We start from the raw sequence: 23868 nt of genomic DNA, 5'->3' as shown, positions 1-23868 counted from the left end.
CAACTATTCCGCGATGCCGGTCGCCTCGGCGGTCGGCGCATCCACCGCACCACCGAACCGGCGGTTGCGTCGCAGGTACAGGTCCACCGCATCCCACAGGTCGGTGCGGCTGAAGTCCGGCCACAGCGTGTCGAGGAACACCATCTCGGCGTAGGCGCTCTGCCACAGCAGGAAGTTGCTCGTCCGCTGTTCCCCGGAGCTCCGCACGAACAGGTCGACGTCCGGCATGTCCGGGAGGTAGAGGTGACGCTGGATGGTCTTCTCGCTCACCGCGGACGGCCGCAGCCGCCCGGTCGCGACATCGTCGGCGATCGAGCGCACGGCATCGGCGATCTCGGTGCGCCCGCCATAGTTCACGCACATCGTGAGGGTCAGCACGTCGTTCTCGGCCGTGAGCCGCTCGGCGTACTGCAGCTCCTTGATAACCGACGACCACAGCCGCGGCTTGCGGCCCGCCCACCGGACGCGCACACCCCACTCGTTGAGCTGGTCGCGGCGACGGTGCAGCACGTCGCGATTGAAGCCCATCAGGAAGCGCACCTCCTCGGGCGACCGTTTCCAGTTCTCGGTCGAGAACGCGTACACGCTGAGGTGCTTGATGCCGACCTGGATGGCGCCGGCCACCACATCCAGCAGCGCCGCCTCCCCCGCGCGGTGACCCTCGATGCGGGTGAGGCCCTGCCGGTTCGCCCAGCGGCCGTTTCCGTCCATGACGATGGCCACGTGCGAGGGAACGCCGCCGGCAGGGAACGCGGGCGGGTACACCCCGGTCCAGTCGAGCGGACGGTACTCGACCGCATCCTTGTGGGTGTAGGGCTTCGGGCTCATCCACTCGCCTTCTGGTCGTGCGGGGTCTGGTCGTGCGGGGTCTGGTCGTGCGAGGTCTGGTCGTGCGGGGCCGGGTTGTGTGGCGTCTGGTCGTGAGGGATGTGCTGCAGCGATCGCAACCCGCGCTCCAGGTGCCACTGCGTGTACGCCGCCACGACGCCGTTCGCACGGCTGCGGGTGGGCTCGGGAGCAGCTTCCGCGGCCGCCCAGTCGCCGGTCAGCAACGCGCCGAGCAGCGCGATCGTGTCGGCGTCGACCCGGGGTGCACCTTGAGGCGCGCAATTGTCGCAGACCACTCCACCGAGCTGGACTACGACCGCGGTGTGCGGACCGGGTGCGCCGCAGCGGGAGCAGTCCTCGAAGCTCGGCGCCCATCCCGCGAGCGACAGCGCCCGCAGCAGGTACGAGTCGAGGGTGAGCCCGGGGCCGTGCTCGCGGCGCGACAGCGACCGCAAAGCGCCGACGAGCAGCAGGTACTGCTGGAGGGACGCCTCGGCGTCCGTCAGGCGGTCCGCCGCCTCCACCATCGCGTTCGCCGCCGTGTAGCTGGCGTAGTCGTCCGCGATCAGCGCGCCGTACGCCCCGATCGACTCGGCCTGCGTGACGATGTCGAGGCTCCGGCCTTCGTAGAGCTGCACGTCGGCGACCATGAACGGCTCGAGACGGGACCCGAACCGGGATGCGGTGCGCCGCACTCCCTTGGCCACCGCCCGGATCTTGCCGTGCTGCCGGCTGAGCATGGTGACGATGCGGTCGGCTTCCCCCAGCTTGTGGGTGCGGAGCACGACGGCTTCATCACGGTAGACAGGCACACCCCAGTATCGCGCCTACGGCTGACAGCGAGGCGGATGCGGAGCCCGCGCATGATACATATGTCGAGTGAGCACGACCGCCCAGACCATCGGCGCCCTGTCGATCCCGTTGTGGGGCGACCTGATCGCCGTCGGCGTCGGCAGCCTCCAGGGCGCGATGTTCGCCTCCGGCTTCCGTGACCGCCGCCTCGACCTGCTCGGCGTCGCCATCATCGGTGTGGCGACGGGCGTCGGAGGCGGGCTGCTGCGCGACCTCCTGCTGAACGTGACGCCGGTCGCCCTGCAGTCGAACTGGTACCTGCCGATCACGGTCGTCGCTGCGCTGCTCGGGATGCTGCTGATCCGCCTGTTCCGCCGGCTCGACCCGGTCATCACCTTCCTCGACGCGCTCACGATCGGTCTGTTCGGCGCGATCGGCGCGAGCAAGGCGCTGGCGCTCGGCTTACCGGAGGTGCCCGCCGTGTTCGTCGGCGTGGTCGCGGCGGTGGGCGGATCCATCCTTCGGGATGTGCTGCTGAACCTGCCGATCGCACTGATGCACGTCGGCTCGCTGTACGCGGTGGCGGCGGGGGCGGGCACGATCGTGCTCGTCGTGATGATCGACCTCGGCGTGCCGCTGACGGTCGCCGCGATCGTGTGCGTCGTGGTGACGCTCACCATCCGGCTGCTCGCAGTCCGGTTCGGCTGGAGCCTTCCGGAGCAGCGGGAGCTCGGCCGCATCCCGCGCCCGCGCTGGCCCCGCTTCACGCGCGCGCCGAGCGCCGCTCGCACGGCCGAGCGCACCGACACCGGCGCAATCCCCCGCTACCGCATCGACAAGCCCGAGTAACCCGGCGAGATTCGGCACGAATGTCGATTCTTGGGTGACGAAAATCGACATTCGGCACGGATCTCGCCGGGCGGACAGCACGAAGCCCGACATTCAGCACGAATGTCGGGCTTCGCAAAGGGAGGCGACGGAGGCGTCAGGCGGTGACCAGGTCGGCCGCCTGCCGGCCGGCGCCGGACCGCACCGCGCGGTTCACCGCGGAGACGACCGCCTTGAAGGATGCCGTGGTCGTGTCCGCGTCGATGCCGACGCCCCAGCGGCGCTGGCCGTCGACATCCACCTCGACGTAGGCGGCCGCCAGAGCGGACTCGCTGGCCGACAGCGTGTGCTGCGAGTAGTCGTACAGGTGGGCGTCCACCCCGTGCTGGTGCAGAATGTCGAAGAACGCCGCGATCGGACCGTTGCCCTCACCCGTGGCCTTCGAGACGGTGTCGCCGTCGCGCAGGGTCACGGTGAGCACGACGTGCTCGCCGGTCTCGTTCGAGGTCGTCGTGCTGCCCAGTTCGAAGCGTCCCCACTTGGCGTCCGCGTCGTCCGTCGGGGCCGGCAGGTACTCGTCCTGGAAGACGGCCCAGATCTGGTCGCTGGTGACCTCGCCGCCCTCGGCATCCGTCTTGGCCTGCACCACACCGGAGAACTCGATCTGCAGCCTGCGCGGCAGGTCGAGCGAGTGGTCCGACTTCAGCAGGTACGCGACGCCGCCCTTGCCCGACTGCGAGTTGACGCGGATGACCGCCTCGTAGCTGCGGCCCAGGTCCTTCGGGTCGACCGGCAGGTAGGGCACGCCCCAGACCAGGTCGTCGACCGAGACGCCCTGACGGACGGCCTCCGCCTCCATGGCCTCGAAGCCCTTCTTGATGGCGTCCTGGTGGGACCCGCTGAACGCGGTGAAGACCAGGTCGCCGCCCCACGGGCTGCGCTCACCGACCGGCAGCTGGTTGCAGTGCTCGACCGTGCGCTTGATCTGGTCGATGTCGCTGAAGTCGATCTGCGGGTCGATCCCCTGCGTGAACAGGTTGACGCCCAGGGTGACCAGGTCGACGTTGCCCGTGCGCTCGCCGTTGCCGAACAGGCAGCCCTCGATGCGGTCGGCGCCGGCCATGTAGCCCAACTCCGCAGCGGCCACGGCGGTTCCGCGGTCGTTGTGCGGGTGCAGCGACAGGATGACGTTCTCACGGTGGTTCAGGTGGCGCGACATCCACTCGATCGAGTCGGCGTAGACATTCGGTGTCGCCATCTCGACGGTCGCGGGCAGGTTGATGATGACCTTGCGCTCGGCCGTCGGCTCGAACACCTCCAGCACCTGGTTGCAGATGTCGGCGGCGAACTCCAGCTCTGTGCCGGTGTAGCTCTCGGGCGAGTACTCGTAGTAGATCGTCGTGCCGGGGACCAGCGATTCGAACTGGCGGCACAGCCGCGCACCGCTCAGGGCGATGTCGATGATGCCCTGCTGGTCGGTGCGGAACACGACCTCCCGCTGCAGGATGCTCGTCGAGTTGTACAGGTGCACGATCGCCTGCTTGGCGCCGACCAGCGACTCGTAGGTGCGCTTGATCAAGTGCTCGCGCGACTGCGTCAGAACCTGGATGGTGACGTCGTCCGGGATGGCGCCCTCTTCGATGAGGCTGCGGACGAAGTCGAAGTCGGTCTGACTGGCCGACGGGAAGCCGACCTCGATCTCCTTGTAGCCCATCCGCACCAGCAGGTCGAACATGATGCGCTTGCGCTCGGGGCTCATCGGGTCGATGAGGGCCTGGTTGCCGTCACGCAGGTCGACGGCGCACCAGCGGGGCGCCTGAGTGATGCGGTTGGACGGCCAGGTGCGGTCGGGCAGGTCGACACGGATCTGCTCGTGGAACGGTCGGTACTTGTGGATCGGCATGGCGCTCGGCGCCTGACGGTTCTTCATGGTCTGTTTTCCTCTTCGCGAGCTGCGCTTGTTCGTGTGCTGGGGTGGTGAGCCGACGACGAACTCCGCGACGAGTGAGGCCCAGAACTAGGACTCGTCGCGGCAGCTAAGGAGGAGCAGACCGTACACAGCACCGAGGGTACCACGACGCACTCCCGGGATGCCCTCCTACCGCCCCCGAACGAAGCCGGCGGCCTGCCGCACCGACAGCTCCGGCAGGTACGCGCGCACCAGCGCGATACCGATCGCGGGCAGGGCGACCGGGTCCGGATAGGCCATGATCAGCGGGTGCAGCTCGGGCTGGAACTTCTGCTTGAACTTCAGCAGCGAACGGAAGCCGTAGACCGGCTCGAGCGACGAACTTAGGTAGCCGAGCACGCGGTCCATCGTGTCCTTCTCGCCCTCGGCCGTTGAAGCCGTGTGCGCAAGGGGCGCCGCCGAGAGCGACATGAACTCGATGCCGTCCTCCTTCATCCGCGTGGCCGCCTCGGCGATGAGGAACTCCATGACGCCGTTGATGCTGTCCGGGCGCCGGCGCATGAAGTCGAGGGTCCAGCCGACGACGATGCCGTTGCGGTAGGTCGGCAGCCAGCTGGTGACGGCCTCGATACGGCCGTCCTCATCCACCGCGAGCATCAGCCGGACCTCGGGGTCGCGCAACTCGTCGAGACCGCCCAGGGTGAAGCCCATCTCGGGCAGGTCTTTCTCGGCGACCCACTGCTCGGAGATGTCCGACAGCTGGACGGAGGCGGTGAGCGGGAGGGCCGCGAAGCTCGTCCACTCCGACCGGATGCCCGCGCGCTGCGCCCGGTTGATCGACGACCGGACGTCCTGCCACTTCTTGCCGGTCGTCGCCCACAGCTGCGGCCGGATGACGGTCTCCTCGGCGACCGTCATGGTCGACCAGCCGAGGCGCTCGAACAGCGGCCCGTAGTGCGCATCCACGCTATAGAAGACGGGGATCCAGCCGTTATCGTCGCAGAACCGGGCGAATCCCTGGATGGCGCCGTCCTGCGGCCCGGGGCTCCCGAACGGACCACCGGTGGTCAGCGCGACGCGCCCCTCGACCCGGTAGGCGATCGCACCTCCGCCGATCGGATCGAACCAGAAGGAGTTGCCTGGCCAGGTCGCCATGAACGAGATGGCGTCGCCGCCGCCGCGGTGCAGCAGGTCGCGCACGTGAGCGGCCTCTCCCGTGCCCCGCCTGCGCAGCCCGCGGCCGAGGGTCGCCGGGATGGCGCCGACGATCGCGACGAGCCAGAACACGGTTCCGATGTTGTGGTAGACGACCGTCGCAAACGGCGTGGTGGGAAGGTATTCCACCGGTTCGCGCCGCAGGAAGCTCACCGGCACGAAACGCTCGAGTACGTCCGCGAGCAGGTCGCCGACCTCGATCGGCCGGGTGAACCCGGTGTCGCGCTGCAGCCATCCGACGAACACATAGAAGACGATGAGGCCCACACCGGTCGCCAGCACCAGGATGATGTATCTCCGCACGGCCCGTGCCGACGGCATGACCGTGAAGTGCCTGCGGTAGACGATCAACAGCACGGCCATGGCCAGCGGGATGAGCGTCGACATCGCCAGGATGACCGTCACCTCCCAGTACCGCGGCGACCCGACGGGATGGGCGGAGGCGACCGGGAGGATTCCGTAGTAGAGCGCGGAGAGCAGCGCCAGCAAGCCGTTGACCGACACGGCCAGCCACACGGCGAACCGCCGGCCGCGCAGCAGCCCGTACGCCGCGACCAGCAGGAGCAGCAGCGGCAGCACCGAGAGGAGGACCGGACCCAGGCCGTTGATCCGTTCGAGCGTGAGATCGCGGAAGCACTGCCGCGTCACGGCGAACGCCTGGCAGCGTTCCACGACCGCGCTCGCGCTCGGCGCCTCGTTGCTGAACAGCAGGCCGATCGGCGACAGCATCCCGTACCGGGTCGACCCGAGCAGGCCGATGACCGGCCCGAGCGCCGTGATCGTCAGAGCCGACGCGAGCAGCACCCGGACCTCGTGATGCGAGCTGCGCAGCCAGCCTCCGGCGACGCGTACCTGACGCAGCAGCGGCCCCAGGGCCAGGCCCGTGAGCACGGCGAGCAGCCGGTACAGGTCGGAGGGCAGCCCCGAATACAGCAGGTACATGATCGCGACGAGGAGGGTGATGACCCGGATGCGGCGGCGCCACAGCGTTCCGGCGAACGCACTCGCCGTCATGATCGTGCCGCCGATCGCCGTGAACGCATCCAGCACCAGCAGCCCGTGCACGTTGCGTGCCCACAGCTCGCCGATGTCGTTGGCGACCACCTGCACCAGGACCCCGACGACAATGCCGACCACGGCCGTCCCGAAGAGGGCGAGCGCCGTCCGCCAGGTCCCCATGAGCCGTTCGGACACGCCGACGAGCGCGACCGTCAGGATGAGGACGACGATGAGTTCGAGCAGGTCGTCGGTGAACAGCACCGCTGTGAACGGCGACCACCAGTGCCCGTCGAGCAGCTGGACGGCGCCGGCGCCGAGCCAGCCGCGGAGGGGACGATGCGGACCCCGGATGGGACCGGTCGCCAGCGCGAGCACCAGGACGAGCAGGGTCACCGCGGTGGTGAACGGATGCTGCGCGATGAGCCGGCCGGTACGCGCGGCCAGAGCGGCCGGCTTCACGAACCGAGCCCCAGCTGTCGCGCGATCACGGGGAAGCCGTGCGCGAGGACGTAGCGCACCGTCTTCCAGTCGTGCGCGGTGTCCGGCGAGCTGAGCAGCTGGGCACGGATGCCCGCGCTCTTCGCCTTTTCGTACAGGGTTCGCGCGAAGCCCGAGTACTTCGCATCCATCGCCCCAGCGCCGAACACCATGACCGAATCCCGGTACGGTGCGTTCGCGGCGAGCAGAGAAGCCGGCTGTGCCTTCTCGAACGCCTCCTTGGATCCCCCGAATCCCGTGCTGATCGTCAGCTCCTCATTCCCCAGTGTCGGTCCCAGCTCGCTCGACGACGCCAGCGCGGAACCGAACAGGTCCGGCCGCCCGCTCGCGAACTGCACGGCGCACGTCGCGCCCTGCGAGTAGCCGAACACGCTCCATCCTGCCGGATCGCTGCTCACGCGCAGGTTCGAACGCACCCAGTTGCGCACATCCGTCAGGAGATACGTCGCGGAATTCCCGAAGTCGCGGGAGTCGACGCACATCGGATTGCGGCCAGGGCCGCCGAGCTGGTCGGCCGCGACGACGATCGGCGCATAGCCGTCATGCTCGGCGGCGAACGCATCCATCGCCGTCGCCATCCCGCCCGCCGTGAACATGTCGGCCGGCGCGCCTGGCTGCCCAGACAGTGCGTACAGCACGGGGAGAGCCGGAGGGTTCGGGGTCAGCGCGACCGGCGGCAGGTAGACGACCGCCGTGCGCGCGGGGAACCGGGACTCGGTCGCCGGGATGCGCACCGTGCCGACCTCGCCCTTAACGGGCACCTCGGTACCCGCGGCGGCCGTTCTCGTCGCACGCCAGTCCGTCCCGGCGACCACCTCGCCGTGCTCGGAGTGCAGCTGCAGCGCCCCGTACGGGACCACGCCGAGCACGTCGTTGAGGTTGCGGTACGCACCGAAGTCGACGTTGATCCCGCAGAACGCCGCAGCCACGAACACAGGGATGCTGACCGCGGCGATCACCTTCCGCCACCAGCGGGAGCGGAACAGGTTCGCGATCGCGAGGCTCACTCCGCCGAAGCCCAGGGCCGTCCACAGGGTCGTCACGGGAGTGAGACCGACGCCGAACACATCCAGTACGTCGGTGACCAGCCAGACCAGGAACCACCCGGCGAGTCCGCCCACCACCGCGGCCGTCAGACCTGCCAGCGTCCGGCGCCAGGTCGGGCGGATGAGCAGGTACAGCGCCAGGATCCCGGCCGCGACGTACAGCGCGGTGAGGAACCGCGGCTCGTCGATCCTCAGGGTCATCAGCCAGTTCAGGGGGCATCCTCTCGGGGCGGACATGGGCCCGCAGGCGGGCGGAGCACGGGGCGGCCACTCGGGCCGCCCCATTATCCCGGGCTCAGTTCATCGATAGCTGAAGCTCTGTGAGAGTTCAGCAACCATCCAGGGCGTGTCACTCCACCGCGAGGGCCGCGACCGGCGACACCCGTGTGGCCCGGCGGGTCGGCGCGAGGGCGGCGACGAGCGCGAGTGCGGCCGCTCCCACCAGGATCGCGGCCAGGAACGGCCACGGGAACACCGGCGCGAGCAGACCGCCGCCGGGGATCATCCCGAGCAGGGACTGCGCCCCGATCCAGCCGTACGCCGTGCCGAGGATGAGCCCGGTGGCCACAGAGGCGACGGTCAGCTGAGCGCTCTCGGCGAGAACCATCCGACGCACCTGGCCCGCGCTGAAGCCGAGGGCGCGCAGGAGTCCCAGTTCCCGTCCGCGCTGCAGCACGCTGAGCGAAAGAGTGTTGACGACGCCGCACGCCGCGATCACAGCGGAGAACCCGACCAGCACCGTGAACACCGCCAGCGTCCCGCCGATCACCTGGTCGGCTCCCTCGTACATGCCCGGCTCGCGCGCGGACGCATCCCTGATCAGCTGCTGCCACGTGGATGCGGCGACCACGAACATCGTGATCAGCGTCACCCCGATGACCAGGCCGATCGCGGTGCGGGAGCTGCGCTCAGGGTTCCGCACCGCGTTCGCGGCAGCGAGGCGGCCCGCTGCTCCCCGGCCGAGCAGGAGGCCGACGGCCCGCAGAACGGCGGGCAGGAAGAACGGCGCAGCGAGGACGATCCCGGTGAACGACAGGATGCCGCCGGGCAGGGCGATCAGGACCCCGTACGACGACAGGCTCGCCAGCGTCGCACTCACCTTCACGAACGTGCCGAGGCCGAGCAGCAGTCCGAACACGAGCAGTGCGGCGCCCACGACGATCAGCACCAGAGACACCGCGAGCCGGCCGCGGCTGCGGACGACCGCCGCCGGACGTTCCTGGGCCGCGCCCAGCGCCTGCATCGGCGTCACCGCGAGCACGCGGCGGCTGCCGACCCACGACGCGAGCCACGTGGTGAGCACGACGGCGACGACCGGAGGCACCATCTCGATGCTGAGGACCGGGTACGTCGCCTCCGGGATCGCCCCCGTGACCACGAGGACGCGCACGGCCGCCAGGGCGAGCACTGCGGCTGCCGCGCCTCCGACCGTTCCCCCGATCAGTCCGACGGCCAACCCCTCGCCGGCGACCGAGCGCCGCTGCGTCCGGGCGCTGGAGCCGATCAGCCGCAGCAGCGCGATGGTACGCGTGCGACCCGCGATGACCGTCGCGAACGTGTTCGTGGTGACGATGGCGCCGACGTAGACCGCGACGACGAAGAAGATTCCGGCGACCACGGTGAGGGCGAGCTGGACGCTGCTGTGCTCCCCCATCGACGAGGCGCCGATGTAGGCGCCGAGCACGTTCACGCCTCCGACCAGCGCCACCCCGAAGGCAGCGCTCAGCGCCGCGACGAGGATGCCCGCCCGATGGTCGCGCGCGTTCGCCCGGAACGCCGAGAACGGCCGGCTCACGCGCGCGCCTCCATCCCGAGCATGAACGACGAGATCTCCTCAGGCGTCGATTGCGGTCGCTCGGCGGCCACCCGGCCGTCGGCCAGGAAGACGATGTGATCGGCGTAGCTGGCGGCCACCGGGTCGTGGGTGACCATGGCGATGCTCTGGCCGAAGGTCCGGGATGCCTCCTGCAGCACCCCGAGCACCTCGCGCCCGGTGCGCGAGTCGAGGTTGCCGGTCGGCTCGTCGGCGAACACGAGGTCGGGCCGAGTCGCGAGGGCGCGGACGATGGCGGCGCGCTGCTGCTGCCCGCCGGACAGCTCGTGCGGACGGTGGGTCAGCCGGTCGCGCAAGCCGAGCGTGTCGATCAGGTGGTCGATCCACTCGTTCTGCTCGCGGGTGGGACGGCGGCCGTCCAGCTCGAACGGGAGCAGGATGTTGCCCCGCACATCCAACGTCGGCACCAGGTTGAACGACTGGAACACGAAGCCGACGCGGCGGCGGCGCAGGAGGGTCAACTCCGCATCCCCCAGGTGCGTGATCTCCGTGTCGCCCAGAAACACGCGACCCCCGGTGACAGAGTCGAGCCCGGCCATGACGTGCATCAGCGTCGACTTGCCGGACCCGCTCGGTCCCATGATCGCGGTGAACCGGCCGGCCGGAATGCCGAGGGTGACGCCGTCGAGCGCGTTCACGCGCCCCGCGCCGGTGCCGTAGGTCTTCGTGGCCGCTTCGACGCGGGCCACCGTATCGGTGAGAGTCAGCTCCATGACCTCAACGCTAGGGATGCCGTCTCCCCGGCGGATCGGGCGGCGGGGCGATCCTGTGTCCTCCCTGAGGATGACGCGGAGTGGTACCGCTACCGCGCCAGCCCGCCTACTCGACCGCTGTCAGCCCGTGCTCGAACGCGTAGACCACCATTTGCACGCGGTCGCGCAGGCCGAGTTTGGCGAGGATGCGCGAGATGTGCGTCTTCACCGTGGCCTCGCTCAGAAACTCGGAGCCGGCGATCTCGGCGTTGCTCAAGCCGCGAGCGGCCAGCACGAAGATCTCGCGCTCGCGCGAGGTGAGGGACGCGAACTCCGGCGGCTCCGGGAGGCTCGGCTGTGCGGAGGAGAAGTACTCGAACAGCTCCCGGGTCGCTCCGGCGGCGATCACGGCGCTGCCCGCGTGCACCGTCCGGATGGCGGCGAGCAGGAACTCCGGCTCGGCGTCCTTGAGCACGAACCCGCTCGCGCCTCCGCGGATGGCGCGAGCCGCCGCCTCGTCCAGGTCGAACGTCGTCAGGACGACGATGCGGGGCGGCGTCCGTCCGGCCCGCTCCGCCTCTTCGATGATCGTGCTCGTCGCCGCGATGCCGTCCATCACGGGCATCCGGATGTCCATGAGCACCACATCCGGCCGCGTCTCTGCCGCCAGCCGGACGCCCTCCTGGCCGTTGCCCGCCTCCCCCGCGAACTCGAGGTCGCCCTGGGAGCTGAGCAGCATTCGCACGCCGGCCCGGAACAGCGGCTGGTCGTCCACCAGCAGCACCCGGATCGGCGCCGACTCCACCCCGGTCACGCGGCCGCCCCCGGAAGGAAAGCCGTGACGACGAACTCGCCGGCGACGGGCCCCGCGGTGAGCGAGCCGCCGGCGAGGGAGGCGCGCTCGCGCATCCCCGGAAGTCCGTGGCCGATCCGCGGCAGCGCCCCGGTCGTGGTCGGTTCGAGGGTGGTATCTCTCATGCTGTTCCTCACGGTGATGACGAGTCCTGGGCCGCGGTCGGCGGGCGCCTCCGCGAGCACGACGCTCGCAGGGCTACCGGTGTTGCCGTGCCGCAGCGCGTTGGTGAGCGCCTCCTGCACGATGCGGAAGGCGGCGAGCTGTTGCGCGGAGCCGAGCCCCGCGACCTCTCCGTGCCGCTCGAGGGTGACGGGGAGTCCGGCCGACCGGATGTGCTCGATGGTCAGGTCGAGGTCCGCCAGCGACGGCTGCGGGCCGTCGTGCTCGCCCGGCTGACGTGGAGTGTCAGAGGGATGCGACTGCCGCAGCTCCGCGAGCAGTACGCGCACGTCGCCGAGCGCCGAACGGGCGGTGGATGCGATCGTCGCGAGCGCCTCATCCACCGCGTCCGGGTCGGAGTGCCGGGCGTAGCGGGCGCCATCGGCCTGCGCGATGACAACGGCGAGCGAGTGGGCGACGACGTCGTGCATGTCGCGGGCGATGCGCGTCCGCTCTTGCTCGACCACCACGTCCTCCACTGCGCGGTTGCGGTCCAGCTCCGCCTCGGCTCGAGCGCGGCGGGCCACACGGGCGTTCCGCCAGGTGCGCGCGAGCAGGCCGAGAACCCACGACAGCCCGAGCACCGTGATGCTGACGACGAACAAGAACGCGAACTGCAGTGCGACGCTGGCGATCGCGCTCGACAACAGGTCGTAGTAGTTCTGCGCGACCGCCGAGGTCACCGTCAGGTACAGCGCAGCGACGAGCGCGCCGATGCCCGCCGAGATGAGTCCGGCGCCCCGCACGATCCGGTCGCCGTACCTCGCCGTGGCGTACAGCACGATCAGCACGCCCAGGTCGCTGACCAGGATGCTGTGGCCGGTCGTCATCTGGAGCACCGCCGCGAGCCACGCGATCACCAGGGCGACCGCCGGCGACAGCCGGCGGAGGGCGACGGCCACTGCGAAGGCGGTCAGCACGACGAAGGCGGCGCGATCCTGCTCGCCGACCACCAGGCAGAACACCTCGAAAAGGACGGCCCCGAGGATGTCGGCCGTCAGCTGGGTCCGCGTGAGCCGCCGGACCAGCACAGCACGATCATTCTCGTCCTCGGTGACCTCTGCTCCCCCGTTCGACGCCAGCCAGACGAGCACCGATGGCCCGCGCCCGGCCGTCTCCGCGCGCTGCCGAGCCACCAGGAAGCCGAGCAGCCATCCTGCGACGAAGATCACCGCCAGCAGCAGGCTCATCAGCAGGAAACCAACTCCCTGGCTGGTGTAGTAGCCGCCGATCACCGGGCCGAACTGTGGAAACTTCAGGTCGCCGCGCACCGTGAACAGGTACGCCAGGGCGGGCGCGAACAGGATCGCCGACCCGAAGTCGAACCAGCGCAGCACCCGCCCGCCGTGCGCCGCGACGCCGACGAGCGCCGCGACGACAGCGATCGCCGCGATCATCCGGAACGCGCCGTCCATCGGCTCCTGCTCGGTCAGCTCCAGCAGCACAGCGATCCAGACGAGCCCCAGCGCGACGGCCGGAAGGATGCGCGACAGCGCCACCGCGGCGCAGTAGAACACGAGCGCGAGGCCCGCCGCCATATCGAACGGGAGGCCGGTGACCAGCCACGCCGCGAACAGCGCTAGCGCGAGCGCAGGCTCCAGCACCCAGCGGTGCGGCGCCAGTGCGCTCAGCAGTCGGCGGCGGTCGGGCATGCTTCTACCGTACGGTCCGGCGCACCGCGGCCGGGCATCCGGTCACGGGAATCATCCTCGGGATGTACGAGGCCGCCGCGGACGCCCCCTCAGAACCCGAGTCGGCCCAGCTGCTTCGGGTCGCGCTGCCAGTCTTTCGCGACCTTCACCCGGATCGACAGGAACACGTGGCGGCCGAGCAGCTGCTCGATCGGCACGCGAGCGGTCGCACCCACGTCGCGGATGCGGCTCCCGCCTTTCCCGATCACGATCGCCTTCTGGCTGTCGCGCTCGACGAACAGGTTCGCGTAGACCTCGACGAGGTCCTTGTCGTCGCGTTCCACGATGTCGTCGATGGTCACCGCGAGCGAGTGCGGCAGTTCGTCCTCGACGCCCTCCAGCACCGCCTCGCGGATCATTTCGGAGATGCGGTCCTCCAGGCCCTCGTCGGTGATCGCCTCCTCCGGGTAAAGCGGCGCCGGAGAAACGGGAAGCAGCTTCATCAGTTCGGAGGTCAGTGTCTCCAGCTGGATGTTGCTCACCGCCGACACGGGGACGATCGCCTCCCACTCCCGCAGGGCCGACACCGCGAGCAGCTGCTCGGCGACCTGTGCCTTGCCCGTCGCATCCACCTTGGTGACAATGGCCACCTTCTTGGCTCGCGGGTACTCGTCGAGCTGCTCGTTGATGAACCGGTCGCCCGGGCCGATCTTCTCGTCCGCCGGAATGCAGAACCCGATGACATCCACGTCGCCCAGCGTCGACTGAACGAGCGAATTGAGGCGCTCCCCGAGAAGGGTGCGCGGGCGGTGGATGCCCGGGGTGTCCACCAGGATGAGCTGGCCGTCCTTCTGGTGCACGATCCCCCGGATGGCACGCCTTGTCGTCTGCGGCTTGGAGCTCGTGATCGCGACCTTCTCACCGACCAGGGCGTTGGTCAGCGTCGACTTGCCCACGTTGGGGCGGCCGACGAACGAAACGAATCCGGCGTGGTACTCGGTCACGATCTGGTCTCCTGTGCGGTGTGTCTGGAGTCGCCGTGGCGGGACTCGCTGTGCCGGTCGCTGCGGTCCGGGCGTTCGTGGCGCTCCGGGCGTTCGTGGCGCTCCGGGCGTTCCGGCCGTTCGGTGCGCTCCGGGCGTTCGGTGGGCTCGGGCAGCAGTGCCGCATCCCGCTCCACCAGCACCGTCGCGACATGCTTGTGCCGTCCCTCGATGCGGTCGACGGTGAACCTCAGCCCGTGCACCGTGACCGTGGAACCGACCTCCGGCAGCCGCCCGAGCGCTTTGGTGACGAGGCCGCCGACGCTGTCGACGTCCTCCTCCTCGATCTCGATGTCGAACAGTTCGCCGAGATCGTCGATGGGCAGGCGCGTGGCGATCCGGTAGCGGCCCTCGCCGAGCACCTGGATGAGCTCCAGCTCATGGTCGTACTCGTCCGAGATGTCTCCGACCAGCTCCTCGATCAGGTCCTCGAGCGTGACCAGGCCCGCGATACCGCCGTACTCGTCCACCACCATCGCCAGGTGATTGGATTCGCGCTGCATCTGGGCGAGCAGAGCGTCGGCTTTCTGCGACTCGGGCACGAACAGGGCGGGGCGCGCCAGCTCCTGGACGGTGATGTCGTCGGCGCCGAGCGGCCGCTCGTAGCTCAGCTTGGCCGCATCGCGCAGATAGAGGATGCCGACCACTTCGTCCGGGTCGCCGCCGTCGATGACGGGCATGCGCGAGACGCCGGTGCTGAAGAAGAGTCCCATCGCGGTGCCGAGGCCGGCCGTCGAATCCACGGTGACCATGTCGGTCCGCGGGATCATCACCTCGCGCACCACCGTCGCGTTGAACTCGAAGATCGAGTGGATGAGTTCGCGGTCGTCCTCTTCGAGCACGTCGAACTCGGTCGCCTCGTCGACGATTGAGAGGAGTTGCTCCTCGCTGGTGACCGGCGCCGACCGGGCGCGCGACGGCGTCACCCGATTGCCGAGCGCGACCAGCCCGCCCGGGATGGGCCCGAGCACCACGCGCACGAACCGGACGATCGGCGCGGTCAGCCGGAGCAGCACGGGCGCGTTCGCCCGGCCAACGCTGCGGGGGCTTACGCCCACCAGCACGAAGGACACCGCGGTCATGATCAGCGCCGCGAGGATGAGCGAGACCCACCACTCCGCGAAGATCTGCTCGAAGGCGAGCGTCACGAGCACCGCAGCCGTCGTCTCGGCGAGGAGGCGGGTGAAGCTGACCGCGTTGAGGTAGGCGCCCGGATCCTCCGCGATCGAGCGGAGGGACTTCTTCGCACGGGACGTCTCGGCCAGGTCGGCGATATCGCCGCGCGACTGCACCGCAAGCGCCGAGTCGACAGCGGCCATCAGACCGCCGAAAGCCACCAGCAGGAACGCGACGATGAAGAACAGCGCCTGCAGCATCCTGCCCCCTACCGCTGTCGGTCGTAGCGCGCGAACCCGACGAGGATGTCGCGCTGGATGGCGAACATCTCACGCTCCTCGGCCGGTTCGGCGTGGTCGAAGCCCAGCAGGTGCAGGATGCCGTGCGTCGTCAGCAGGAGCAGCTCATCCATCAGGGAGTGACCGGCCGTCTCCGCCTGCACCTGGGCGACCTGCGGGCAGAGCACGACGTCGCCGAGAAGCCCGGCGGGCGACGGCTCCTCTTCCGTTCCCGGGCGGAGTTCGTCCATCGGGAAGCTGAGCACGTCGGTCGGGCCCGGCTCGTCCATCCACTGCACGTGCAGCTGCTCCATGGCAGCCTCGTCGACGAGCACGATCGCGAGCTCGGCGTCAGGATGCACGTGCAGGATGTCGAACGCATAGGTGGCGAGCCGCTGCAGGGCGGCCTCGTCCACCTCGATGGTCGACTCGTTGTTGATCTCGATGCTCACTGCGGCCCTATCGTCGCTTCGGGAGGTGGTCGCGCGGCGATCCGCCGCGGCGCTCGGCGCGATTGGCGAACTCGGCCGCCTGCTCCCGCTCGTAGTGCCGCGCCTGCTGGCGCGCGTCGTACTCGGTGTAGGCGTCGACGATGCGGCCGACGAGGCTGTGCCGCACGACGTCTTCGCTCGTCAGCCGGGCGAAGTGGATGTCGTCGATGTCGTTGAGCACGCGGGTCACCAGGCGCAGACCGCTCGCCGCGTTGGGGAGGTCGACCTGGGTGATGTCGCCGGTGACGACCATCTTCGAGTTGAAGCCGAGACGCGTGAGGAACATCTTCATCTGCTCCGGCGTCGTGTTCTGCGCCTCATCGAGGATGATGAACGAGTCGTTAAGCGTCCGCCCACGCATGTACGCCAGCGGCGCCACCTCGATGGTGCCGGCGGCGAGGAGCTTCGGGACGAGGTCCGGGTCCATCATCTCGTTGAGTGCGTCGTACAGCGGCCGCAGGTACGGGTCGATCTTGTCCGTCAGGGTGCCGGGCAGGTAGCCGAGGCGCTCCCCCGCTTCGACCGCCGGACGGGTCAGGATGATGCGGGTGACCTCTTTGCGCTGGAGCGCCTGCACGGCCTTCGCCATGGCGAGGTAGGTCTTGCCGGTACCGGCCGGCCCGATCCCGAACACGATCGTGCTGTGGTCGATCGCGTCGACGTACTGGCTCTGCCCGAGCGTCTTCGGGCGGATGCTCTTGCCCCGCGCGGTCAGGATGGCCTGGCCGAGCACATCCGCCGGGCTCAGGTTGAGGTCGGTGCCGAGCATCTTGGCCGAGCTCGTGACCTCGGCAGGCGACAGTTCCTGGCCGTTGCGCACCATCTGCAGCAGCTCCTCGACGAGGCGCTGGGCAGCGGCGACCTGCGTCGGGTCGCCGGCGAGGGTGATCTCGTTGCCGCGCACGTGCACGCTGACCAGCGGGTACTGGCGCTCCAGCGTGGTCAGCAGGCGGTCCTGTGGGCCGAGCAGGCGGACCATCTGCACGCCGTCGACGCTCAGCCGGGCTTCCGCGCCCTCGCCGGGGGCCGCGGTCGAATCGCTAGAGGGCAAGGCTTCCTTCCTCGAGCCCGCCTTCGCCGGCGGCGCTCAGTACATGTGCATGGACGTGGAACACGGTCTGACCCGCACCCTCGCCCGAGTTGAAGATCAAGCGGTAGTCGCCGTCGCCGTACTCCTCGGCGAGGCGTTTGGCGGTCGCCACCAGCTCGGCGAGGAGCTCGGTGTCACCGGCGGCAAGCTCCGCGACATCGCGGTACTGCTCCGTCTTCGGAACGACGAGCAGGTGCAGCGGCGCCTTCGGGGCGATGTCGCGGAACGCGATCAACCGCTCCGAGTCGTACACGACGTCGGCTGGGATCTCGCCCGCGATGATGCGGGAGAAGATCGAACGCTCCGTTTCTGCCATGCCTCCATCCTATTCGCGAGGGCCGACAACGGCGGGGTGTCCGCCCAGGGCGTCACCAGCGGTTGAGAGCCGCGTTCAGCACCGCGAGGGCGGCGGGGCCCGCGGTGGAGGTGCGGAGCACCGTGCTGCCCAGCCGCACGATCTCGGCGCCCGCCTCACGGAACAGCGCGAGCTCCTGCGGCGCGATACCGCCTTCCGGGCCGACCACCAGCACCAGGTCGCGGCCATCCGGCTCGATTGCGGTCAGCGGAGTGTCGGCGTCGGGCTCCAGCACGAGCACCCGGCTGCTGCTGGCCAGCCCGGCGACCTGCTTCGTCGCTGCGAGCTCGGCGACCTCCGGCGTCCACGCGCGGATCGACTGCTTCGCCGCCTCCCGCACGATCGTGGCCCAGCGCTCGCGGCCCTTCGCGACCTTCGCGCCGTCCCACCGGGAGACCGATCGGGAGGCTGCCCACGGCACCACCGCATCGACACCCAGTTCGGTGGCCGCCTGCACCGCGAGTTCATCGCGGTCGCCCTTCGCCAGGGCCTGCACCAGCGTGATCAGCGGAGCCGGGCGCTCGACGCGCGAGACCGACTCCACGTCGATGGTCAGCTCGGTGTTCGTGGAGACGAGCACCTCGCCCGAGGCGACGAGTCCGCGGCCGTTGCCGATCAGCACCGACTCGCCGGGACGTGTGCGGTTCACGGTCGCCGCGTGCTTCGCCTCGGCGCCGGTCAGCGACAGCCGGGCGCCGACCTCGACGTCGTCGAGATCCTCACGCAGGTAGAGGGAGGCCACGATTCACCTCAGAGGTTGAGGAACCGGTCGCGCAGCTTCGCGAACAGCCCCTGCTGGAACCGCGCGAGCGACGGCTCCGGGCCCGCGTGGGTCGCGGCGAACTTCTTGATCAGCTCTTTCTCCTTGTGGTCGAGCTTCGTGGGCGTGACCACCTGGATGCCGACCCGTAGGTCTCCGCGTCCGGCTCCCCGCAGGTGCGTGATGCCGCGATCCTTCACCGTGATGATGTCGGCGGACTGCGTCCCGGGCTTCAGTTCGAGCCGGATGTCGCCGTCGAGCGCCTTCATCGTCGCCGTGGTGCCGAGGATCGCATCCGTCATCGACAGCTCGAGCGTGCAGAGCAGGTCGTCGCCGTCACGGCTGAAAACCTCGTGGTGCTTGACCTTGATCTCCAGATACAGGTCGCCGTTCGGGCCACCGGCGGGGCCGGCCTCGCCGCTGCCCGGCATCTGCAGCCGCAGGCCGGTGTCGACGCCGGCGGGGATGTCGACCGGCACGGAACGCCGGGCGCGGACGCGTCCCTGACCCTGGCAGGTCACGCACGGCGTCGCGATGACGGTGCCGTAGCCGCGGCAGGTACCGCAGGGGCTGGAGGTCATCACGTTGCCGAGCAGGGACCGCACCGAGCGCTGGATGCTGCCGGTGCCGTGACAGATGTCGCACGTCACCGGCTGGGTGCCCGGCTGGCAGCACGAGCCGTTGCAGGTCTCGCAGACGACCGCCGTGTCGACCTCCAGGTCGCGGTGCGTGCCGAAGATGACCTCGTCCAGGTCCACCTCCACGCGGAGCAGGGCGTCCTGGCCACGCTCGCGGCGCGACCGCGGACCGCGCGTCGCCCCTCCACCGCCGCCGAAGAACGTCTCGAAGATGTCGCTGAACCCGGCGAAGTCGCCGGCTCCCGCGCCCCCGCCGAAGCCGCCGGAGCCGCCCAGGTCGTACTGCTGGCGCTGTTGCGGATCGCTGAGCACGTCGTAGGCGTGCGTGACGAGCTTGAAGCGCTCCTGCGCCTCAGAACTGGGGTTCACATCCGGGTGCAACTCGCGCGCGAGCCGGCGGTACGCCTTCTTGATCTGGTCGGGGCTGGCGTCGCGCTCGACGCCGAGGACTTCGTAGTGGTCGGCCACGTAGGCTGTTCCTTCTTCTTCTCGATCGCGTGTTGTGGTCTCGGTCGCAGGCGGCCTACTGGTCGCCGAGCAGCCGGGAGAGGTAGCGGGCGACCGCGCGGACGGCCGCCATGTTGCCGGAGTAGTCCATGCGGAGCGGCCCGAGCAGGCCCACGCGGGCCACATCCGATCCCGCCGCACTGTAACCACTGGAGAGGATGGATGCTTCCGTCAGCCCGAACACGGCGTTCTCGCGCCCGATGCTGACCGCCACGCCGTGCTGGTCGGTCGCCATCTCATCGAACAGCCGGAGCAGGACGACCTGCTCTTCGATGGCCTCCAGCACCGGTGTGATGCTGCCGGGGAAGTCGTGCTCGGTGCGGACGAGATTCGCGGCACCCGCCATGACCAATTTCTCCTGCCGGTTGGCGGCGATCTGGTCGAGCAAGGCACCGACGACCGGTTCGACGAGCTGGCGAGTGCGTTCGGTCAGCGCTGCCGGCAGCTCCCGCAGCCGCGCGGTCGCCTCTGCGAGGGTCAGCCCCGCAGCGGCGCCGTTGATCGCACCGCGGATCTCGGCCACATCCTCGTCGCTGATCTCGACGTGCGACTCGATCACGCGCTGCTCGACGGCGCCCGAGTCGGTGATCAGCACGCTGAGCAGCCGGCGCGGCGCAAGTGCAACCAGTTCGATGTGCCGGATGCGCGAGCGCGCTACCGACGGGTACTGCACCAGGGCGACCTGGCTCGTCAGCTGCGAGAGCAGGCGCACGGTGCGCGAGAGCACGTCGTCGAAGTCGACGGACTCGCCGAGGAACGTCTCGATCGCGGTGCGCTGCGCCGGTGTCAGCGGGCGGACCTCAGCGAGGTGGTCGACGAACAGCCGGTAGCCCTTGTCGGTCGGCACGCGGCCCGAGGAGGTGTGCGGGGCCGCGATGAGCTCCTCTTCTTCCAGCAGCGCCATGTCGTTCCGGATGGTGGCAGCCGACACGCCGAAGGAGTGCCGCTCCACGATGCTCTTCGACCCGACCGGCTCCCGCGACGCCACGTAGTCCTGGACGATGACGCGCAACACTTCGAGGCTGCGTTCCGAGACCATCTCCGCCTCCCGTCGACCGATTAGCACTCGCTGTTCCTGAGTGCCAATCCTACCGCGCCGAAACGCGGTCAGGATGATTGCTGCCTGAGACTCGCCCGCAGTACCGTATGGGCACCGGTTCGACAGTGTTGCAACCGATCACGAAAGGGTTCCGCCGATGACAGACCCGAACCAGCCCTCCGACCCCGCGGACGGTGTCCCGCCGCAGCAGCCCGGCGGCGTCCCCCCGCAGCAGCCGTACTCGAACGTCCCGCCCCAGCAGCCGTACTCCCAGCCGGCCGGCGCACCGCAGCAGCCCTACGCCGCCCAGGCCGCGCCGCTCGACCCGGCCCAGGACAAGCAGTGGGCGTCGTTCGCCCACCTCGGCGGCATCCTCTGGATCCTTCCCTCACTGATCATCTGGCTCGTCTTCAAGGACCGAGGACGCCTCACCAACCAGGAGGCCAAAGAGGCTCTCAACTGGCAGATCACCTGGATCATCGCCTGGGTCGCCTCCCAGATCATCGGGATCATCATCGGCAGCTTCACTTACGGCATCGGCTACCTGCTGTTCGGCCTGCTGATCCCGTGGGCGCTGTACATCGTGAACCTCGTGTTCTCGATCCTCGGTTTCGTCCGCGTGAACAGCGGAGGCACCTACCGCTACCCGGTGAACTTCCGGTTCATCAAGTAGGGATACCGCGTTCAGGCTCTTTTCAGCCTGGGGCCGCGCGCCCTAGGCTGGCTTGATCACGTCCACCCCTGGTCCGTCAGAGGAGAACAGCACCATGTCCGCGACACCCCCGCCGCCCCCACCGCCCCAGCAGCCGTACGGAGGGGCGCAACAGCTCAGCCCCGCCGACGAGAAGCTGTGGGCCACCCTCGTGCAGGTCGGCGGCATCCTGTTCAACTGGATCCCGGCGCTGATCGGCTACCTCGTGCTGAAGGACCGCGGTCCGTTCGTGCGCGCGCACACGGCGACGGCGCTCAACTTCCAGATCACCATCTTCATCGCGTACATCGTCGGCGGCATCCTGTCGATCGTCGTCGTCGGGATCTTCATCATCATCGCCGCGTGGGTGATCAACATCGTGTTCAGCATCATCGCCGCGGTGAAGGCCAACCAGGGCGAGTACTACACGTACCCGGTGGCCATCCGCTTCGTCAGCTAGGCGAGCGATGCCGGTCGGCCTCGTCCACTGGGCGAGCCGTCACGCGGCCTCGTCGGCCAGCAGCCGGCGCACGACCGCGTCGGCCAGGAGCCGCCCCCGCAGGGTCAGCACGATCGACCCGCGGAGGGCGGCTCTTCCGTCTACGAGACCGTCCGCGATCAGCCCGGGCACCTCGTGTCGTCCGGACTCCCCGAGTTCAGTGGTGCGCAGACCGTCGCGGATGCGCGACAGCAGCAGCACGCGCTCCACGTGGCGGGTCTCGCTGTCGAGCGTCTCGCGCCCGGCGGCCGGCGACTCGCCGGCTAGGACTCGCTGGGCGTACGCGGCGGGATGCTTCACGTTCCACCAGCGGACGCCTCCGACGTGACTGTGCGCGCCCGGACCGATGCCCCACCAGTCGTGGCCGAGCCAGTAGGCCAGATTGTGACGCGACCGGTGGGCCGCATCCGTCGCCCAGTTGCTCACCTCGTACCAGTCGTAGCCGGCGTCGGCGAGCCGCGTGTCCGCGAGCTCGTACATGTCGGCCTCGAGGTCGTCATCCGGCTCGGGCACCTGGCCGGACCGGATCTGTCGGGCCAGCTTCGTGCCCGGCTCGACGATCAGGGCGTACGCCGACAAGTGGTCGGGCTGGCAGGCGAGCGCGGTGTCGAGGCTCTGCGACCAGTCGTCGAGCGACTCCCCCGGCGTGCCGTAAATGAGGTCGAGGCTGACCTGCAGGCCGGCCTCGCGCGCCCAGCCGACCACCAGCGGGATGCGCGCCGGGTCATGGGTGCGCTCCAGCGTCTCCAGCACATGCGGGACGGCGGACTGCATCCCGAACGACACGCGGGTGAACCCGGCGTCGGCCAGGCGCCGCAGGTCGTCGGCATCCACCGAGTCCGGGTTCGCCTCCGTGGTCACCTCCGCCCCTTCGGCGAGACCCCACGTGTCCCTGACCGCGCCGAGCATCGCACCGAGATCGCCGGGCGGCAGCAGCGTGGGCGTGCCGCCCCCGAAGAAGACGGTCGACGCAGGACGGTCGGGGATACCGCTGGCGCGGAGTGCACCCGCGGCGAACTCCACCTCCCGGACCGCGTGCCCGGCGTAGTCCGACTGCGAGACCCCGCGCAGCTCGGTGGCCGTGTAGGTGTTGAAGTCGCAGTACCCGCAGCGCACCCGGCAGAACGGCACGTGCAGGTAGACGCCGAAGTCGCGGGTCTCGGTGCCGTCGGCGGCGGTCGCGGGGAGCAGACCGTCGGCGGGCGCCGGGTCCCCGAGCGGAAGGACGCTCGGCATCAGGCGGACCGGACGGGGTGGAGCGCGCGCAGGTACTTCGCGGTGAACCGGCGCTGCACCAGGGTGAGCACGGGCGACACCAGGCGGTAGAACGCATTGGAGGGTCGGGACAGCGCGCGGAGCAGGAACCAGACCGTCCCGTCCTCACGCTGTTCGACGAGGAACAGTTCCTCTCCGCTCTCCGGGTGGCCGTGCAGGGTGCCGTAGGCGAAGCCGCGCCGGTGCGGCTCGTCGACGACATACACGACGCGGATCGGCGCGGACACCCGGAACGGGCCGAACGGAATCTTCAGGACCGCGGTCATCCCATTGCGGACGAACGGTGTTCCGTCGTCGGCGAAGACGTCCTCCTCCGGCCGGTTGGTGCGCATCCGGACCGGTGTGCCGTCCGGGCCGAACTCGACGCCCTCGTACTGAACGCCGGTTCCCTCGTGGACGTCCGTGACCTGGATGCCGCTGCCCTTCTGCACACCCCACGCCATCAGCGCGGTGGCCGCGGTCTCGAACCGCTCGTCGCCGCTGCCCAGCCGGATGCTGCGCTCGAGCGGCTTGTAGCCCTTCGGCGGGTAGTACAGCAGATCGGCCGCCTGGGTGCCGCCGACCGCCCCGTACGTGACGGGTTGATCGGTGAACGTGGAGCGGCGCATGTATTCATCTTCCGCCATGTCCCCGGGGTTCGCGAAACGGGCTGCGGCCGCCGAACCGGATGCCCGCGCAGATCGGCCTACTTTTAATCCTTCTTCTGTGTAACCCGAGGGTCGCCGAGTAAAAAATAACGGCGCACGATCGCAAGCAGGAAGGCGGGCCAACGATTTTTTGAACCCATTCGCACCAAACA

The 23868-nt window shown here is 69.4% G+C and carries 22 protein-coding genes; 3 read left to right on the top strand and 19 right to left on the bottom strand.

What is annotated here, in order from left to right; genetic code table 11:
- Nucleotides 1–3: 3 nt before the first annotated feature.
- Together AB7E03_RS03590 and recO are read right to left on the bottom strand one after the other, a co-directional pair.
- Entirely contained in the window at nt 4–828 is an 825-nt protein-coding gene (locus AB7E03_RS03590) for an isoprenyl transferase (RefSeq protein WP_489939386.1), read from the bottom strand.
- Nucleotides 825–1640: a DNA repair protein RecO gene (gene recO, locus AB7E03_RS03585; RefSeq protein WP_489939384.1), complete on the bottom strand. Its 816-nt coding sequence runs from the start codon at nt 1638–1640 to the stop codon at nt 825–827. Before recO ends, AB7E03_RS03590 begins: the two co-directional genes overlap by 4 nt.
- 67 nt (nt 1641–1707) lie before the next feature.
- Here recO and AB7E03_RS03580 point away from each other — a divergent pair, with 67 nt between their 5' ends.
- Complete coding sequence (locus tag AB7E03_RS03580) at nt 1708–2469, top strand: trimeric intracellular cation channel family protein (RefSeq protein ID WP_489939382.1); 762 nt, start codon at nt 1708–1710, stop codon at nt 2467–2469.
- A gap of 136 nt (nt 2470–2605) precedes the next feature.
- On the opposite strand, the gene leuA is transcribed toward AB7E03_RS03580, so the two are convergent.
- From leuA to hrcA, 15 genes are all read right to left on the bottom strand, one after another.
- Nucleotides 2606–4378, bottom strand: coding sequence for a 2-isopropylmalate synthase (leuA, locus tag AB7E03_RS03575; protein WP_489939380.1), 1773 nt, complete (start codon nt 4376–4378; stop codon nt 2606–2608).
- Between the two features lie 168 nt (nt 4379–4546).
- Nucleotides 4547–7030 (bottom strand): bifunctional lysylphosphatidylglycerol flippase/synthetase MprF, encoded by a 2484-nt coding sequence (locus AB7E03_RS03570; RefSeq protein WP_489939378.1) that lies wholly within the window; start codon nt 7028–7030, stop codon nt 4547–4549.
- On the bottom strand, nt 7027–8316 hold the full coding sequence (locus AB7E03_RS03565; protein WP_489939376.1) for an alpha/beta hydrolase: 1290 nt from the start codon (nt 8314–8316) through the stop codon (nt 7027–7029). The genes AB7E03_RS03570 and AB7E03_RS03565 overlap by 4 nt, the downstream gene beginning before the upstream one ends.
- A 148-nt stretch (nt 8317–8464) precedes the next feature.
- Nucleotides 8465–9910, bottom strand: coding sequence for an ABC transporter permease (locus AB7E03_RS03560; RefSeq protein WP_489939374.1), 1446 nt, complete (start codon nt 9908–9910; stop codon nt 8465–8467).
- Complete coding sequence (locus AB7E03_RS03555; RefSeq protein WP_489939372.1) at nt 9907–10662, bottom strand: ABC transporter ATP-binding protein; 756 nt, start codon at nt 10660–10662, stop codon at nt 9907–9909. The genes AB7E03_RS03560 and AB7E03_RS03555 overlap by 4 nt, the downstream gene beginning before the upstream one ends.
- 106 nt (nt 10663–10768) lie before the next feature.
- On the bottom strand, nt 10769–11446 hold the full coding sequence (locus AB7E03_RS03550; protein ID WP_489942851.1) for a response regulator: 678 nt from the start codon (nt 11444–11446) through the stop codon (nt 10769–10771).
- Nucleotides 11447–11451: 5 nt separating this feature from the next.
- Nucleotides 11452–13308, bottom strand: coding sequence for a sensor histidine kinase (locus AB7E03_RS03545; RefSeq protein ID WP_489939370.1), 1857 nt, complete (start codon nt 13306–13308; stop codon nt 11452–11454).
- An 89-nt stretch (nt 13309–13397) separates the two neighbouring features.
- Entirely contained in the window at nt 13398–14291 is an 894-nt protein-coding gene (gene era / locus AB7E03_RS03540) for a GTPase Era (RefSeq protein ID WP_489939368.1), read from the bottom strand.
- Nucleotides 14288–15706 carry a hemolysin family protein gene (locus tag AB7E03_RS03535; protein WP_489939366.1) on the bottom strand — a complete coding sequence of 473 codons (1419 nt, stop codon included), beginning with the start codon at nt 15704–15706 and terminating at the stop codon, nt 14288–14290. Before AB7E03_RS03535 ends, era begins: the two co-directional genes overlap by 4 nt.
- Nucleotides 15707–15714: 8 nt before the next feature.
- Complete coding sequence (gene ybeY / locus AB7E03_RS03530) at nt 15715–16176, bottom strand: rRNA maturation RNase YbeY (protein ID WP_121260820.1); 462 nt, start codon at nt 16174–16176, stop codon at nt 15715–15717.
- 7 nt (nt 16177–16183) lie between these two features.
- Nucleotides 16184–17266, bottom strand: coding sequence for a PhoH family protein (locus tag AB7E03_RS03525; protein WP_489939364.1), 1083 nt, complete (start codon nt 17264–17266; stop codon nt 16184–16186).
- The gene (locus tag AB7E03_RS03520) at nt 17256–17621 is read right to left on the bottom strand and encodes a histidine triad nucleotide-binding protein (protein WP_489939362.1); all 366 of its coding nucleotides are present in this window, start codon (nt 17619–17621) and stop codon (nt 17256–17258) included. Before AB7E03_RS03520 ends, AB7E03_RS03525 begins: the two co-directional genes overlap by 11 nt.
- Nucleotides 17622–17673: 52 nt before the next feature.
- Entirely contained in the window at nt 17674–18402 is a 729-nt protein-coding gene (locus tag AB7E03_RS03515; protein WP_489939360.1) for a 16S rRNA (uracil(1498)-N(3))-methyltransferase, read from the bottom strand.
- 8 nt (nt 18403–18410) lie between these two features.
- Nucleotides 18411–19526, bottom strand: coding sequence for a molecular chaperone DnaJ (dnaJ, locus tag AB7E03_RS03510; RefSeq protein WP_441782301.1), 1116 nt, complete (start codon nt 19524–19526; stop codon nt 18411–18413).
- Nucleotides 19527–19581: 55 nt separating this feature from the next.
- Nucleotides 19582–20604, bottom strand: a complete 1023-nt coding sequence (gene hrcA / locus AB7E03_RS03505) for a heat-inducible transcriptional repressor HrcA (RefSeq protein WP_489939357.1) — start codon at nt 20602–20604, stop codon at nt 19582–19584.
- Between the two features lie 157 nt (nt 20605–20761).
- Here hrcA and AB7E03_RS03500 point away from each other — a divergent pair, with 157 nt between their 5' ends.
- Nucleotides 20762–21277: a DUF4870 domain-containing protein gene (locus AB7E03_RS03500; RefSeq protein ID WP_489939355.1), complete on the top strand. Its 516-nt coding sequence runs from the start codon at nt 20762–20764 to the stop codon at nt 21275–21277.
- 94 nt (nt 21278–21371) lie between these two features.
- The gene (locus tag AB7E03_RS03495) at nt 21372–21755 is read left to right on the top strand and encodes a DUF4870 domain-containing protein (RefSeq protein ID WP_489939353.1); all 384 of its coding nucleotides are present in this window, start codon (nt 21372–21374) and stop codon (nt 21753–21755) included.
- A 39-nt stretch (nt 21756–21794) separates the two neighbouring features.
- On the opposite strand, the gene hemW is transcribed toward AB7E03_RS03495, so the two are convergent.
- Nucleotides 21795–23030: a radical SAM family heme chaperone HemW gene (gene hemW / locus AB7E03_RS03490; protein WP_489939351.1), complete on the bottom strand. Its 1236-nt coding sequence runs from the start codon at nt 23028–23030 to the stop codon at nt 21795–21797.
- A complete protein-coding gene (locus AB7E03_RS03485; protein WP_489939349.1) occupies nt 23030–23677 on the bottom strand; it encodes a DUF1990 domain-containing protein in 648 nt (215 codons plus the stop codon). The genes hemW and AB7E03_RS03485 overlap by 1 nt, the downstream gene beginning before the upstream one ends.
- Nucleotides 23678–23868 lie beyond the last annotated feature (191 nt).

The sequence above is a fragment of the Leifsonia sp. RCC_180 genome (assembly GCF_058138205.1).
The sequence above is the reverse complement of the archived record's forward strand: the minus strand, read 5'-3'. Positions and strand labels throughout refer to the sequence as shown.

Bases quoted from the DNA above. Each gene is read 5' to 3' on its own strand.
- AB7E03_RS03590 (WP_489939386.1), bottom strand. From the start codon at position 828: ATGAGCCCGAAGCCCTACACCCACAAGGATGCGGTCGAGTACCGTCCG.
- leuA (WP_489939380.1), bottom strand. From the start codon at position 4,378: ATGAAGAACCGTCAGGCGCCGAGCGCCATGCCGATCCACAAGTACCGA.
- AB7E03_RS03565 (WP_489939376.1), bottom strand. From the start codon at position 8,316: ATGACCCTGAGGATCGACGAGCCGCGGTTCCTCACCGCGCTGTACGTC.
- AB7E03_RS03555 (WP_489939372.1), bottom strand. From the start codon at position 10,662: ATGGAGCTGACTCTCACCGATACGGTGGCCCGCGTCGAAGCGGCCACG.
- AB7E03_RS03545 (WP_489939370.1), bottom strand. From the start codon at position 13,308: ATGCCCGACCGCCGCCGACTGCTGAGCGCACTGGCGCCGCACCGCTGG.
- AB7E03_RS03535 (WP_489939366.1), bottom strand. From the start codon at position 15,706: ATGCTGCAGGCGCTGTTCTTCATCGTCGCGTTCCTGCTGGTGGCTTTC.
- AB7E03_RS03520 (WP_489939362.1), bottom strand. From the start codon at position 17,621: ATGGCAGAAACGGAGCGTTCGATCTTCTCCCGCATCATCGCGGGCGAG.
- hrcA (WP_489939357.1), bottom strand. From the start codon at position 20,604: ATGGTCTCGGAACGCAGCCTCGAAGTGTTGCGCGTCATCGTCCAGGAC.
- AB7E03_RS03500 (WP_489939355.1), top strand. From the start codon at position 20,762: ATGACAGACCCGAACCAGCCCTCCGACCCCGCGGACGGTGTCCCGCCG.
- AB7E03_RS03495 (WP_489939353.1), top strand. From the start codon at position 21,372: ATGTCCGCGACACCCCCGCCGCCCCCACCGCCCCAGCAGCCGTACGGA.
- hemW (WP_489939351.1), bottom strand. From the start codon at position 23,030: ATGCCGAGCGTCCTTCCGCTCGGGGACCCGGCGCCCGCCGACGGTCTG.
- AB7E03_RS03485 (WP_489939349.1), bottom strand. From the start codon at position 23,677: ATGCGCCGCTCCACGTTCACCGATCAACCCGTCACGTACGGGGCGGTC.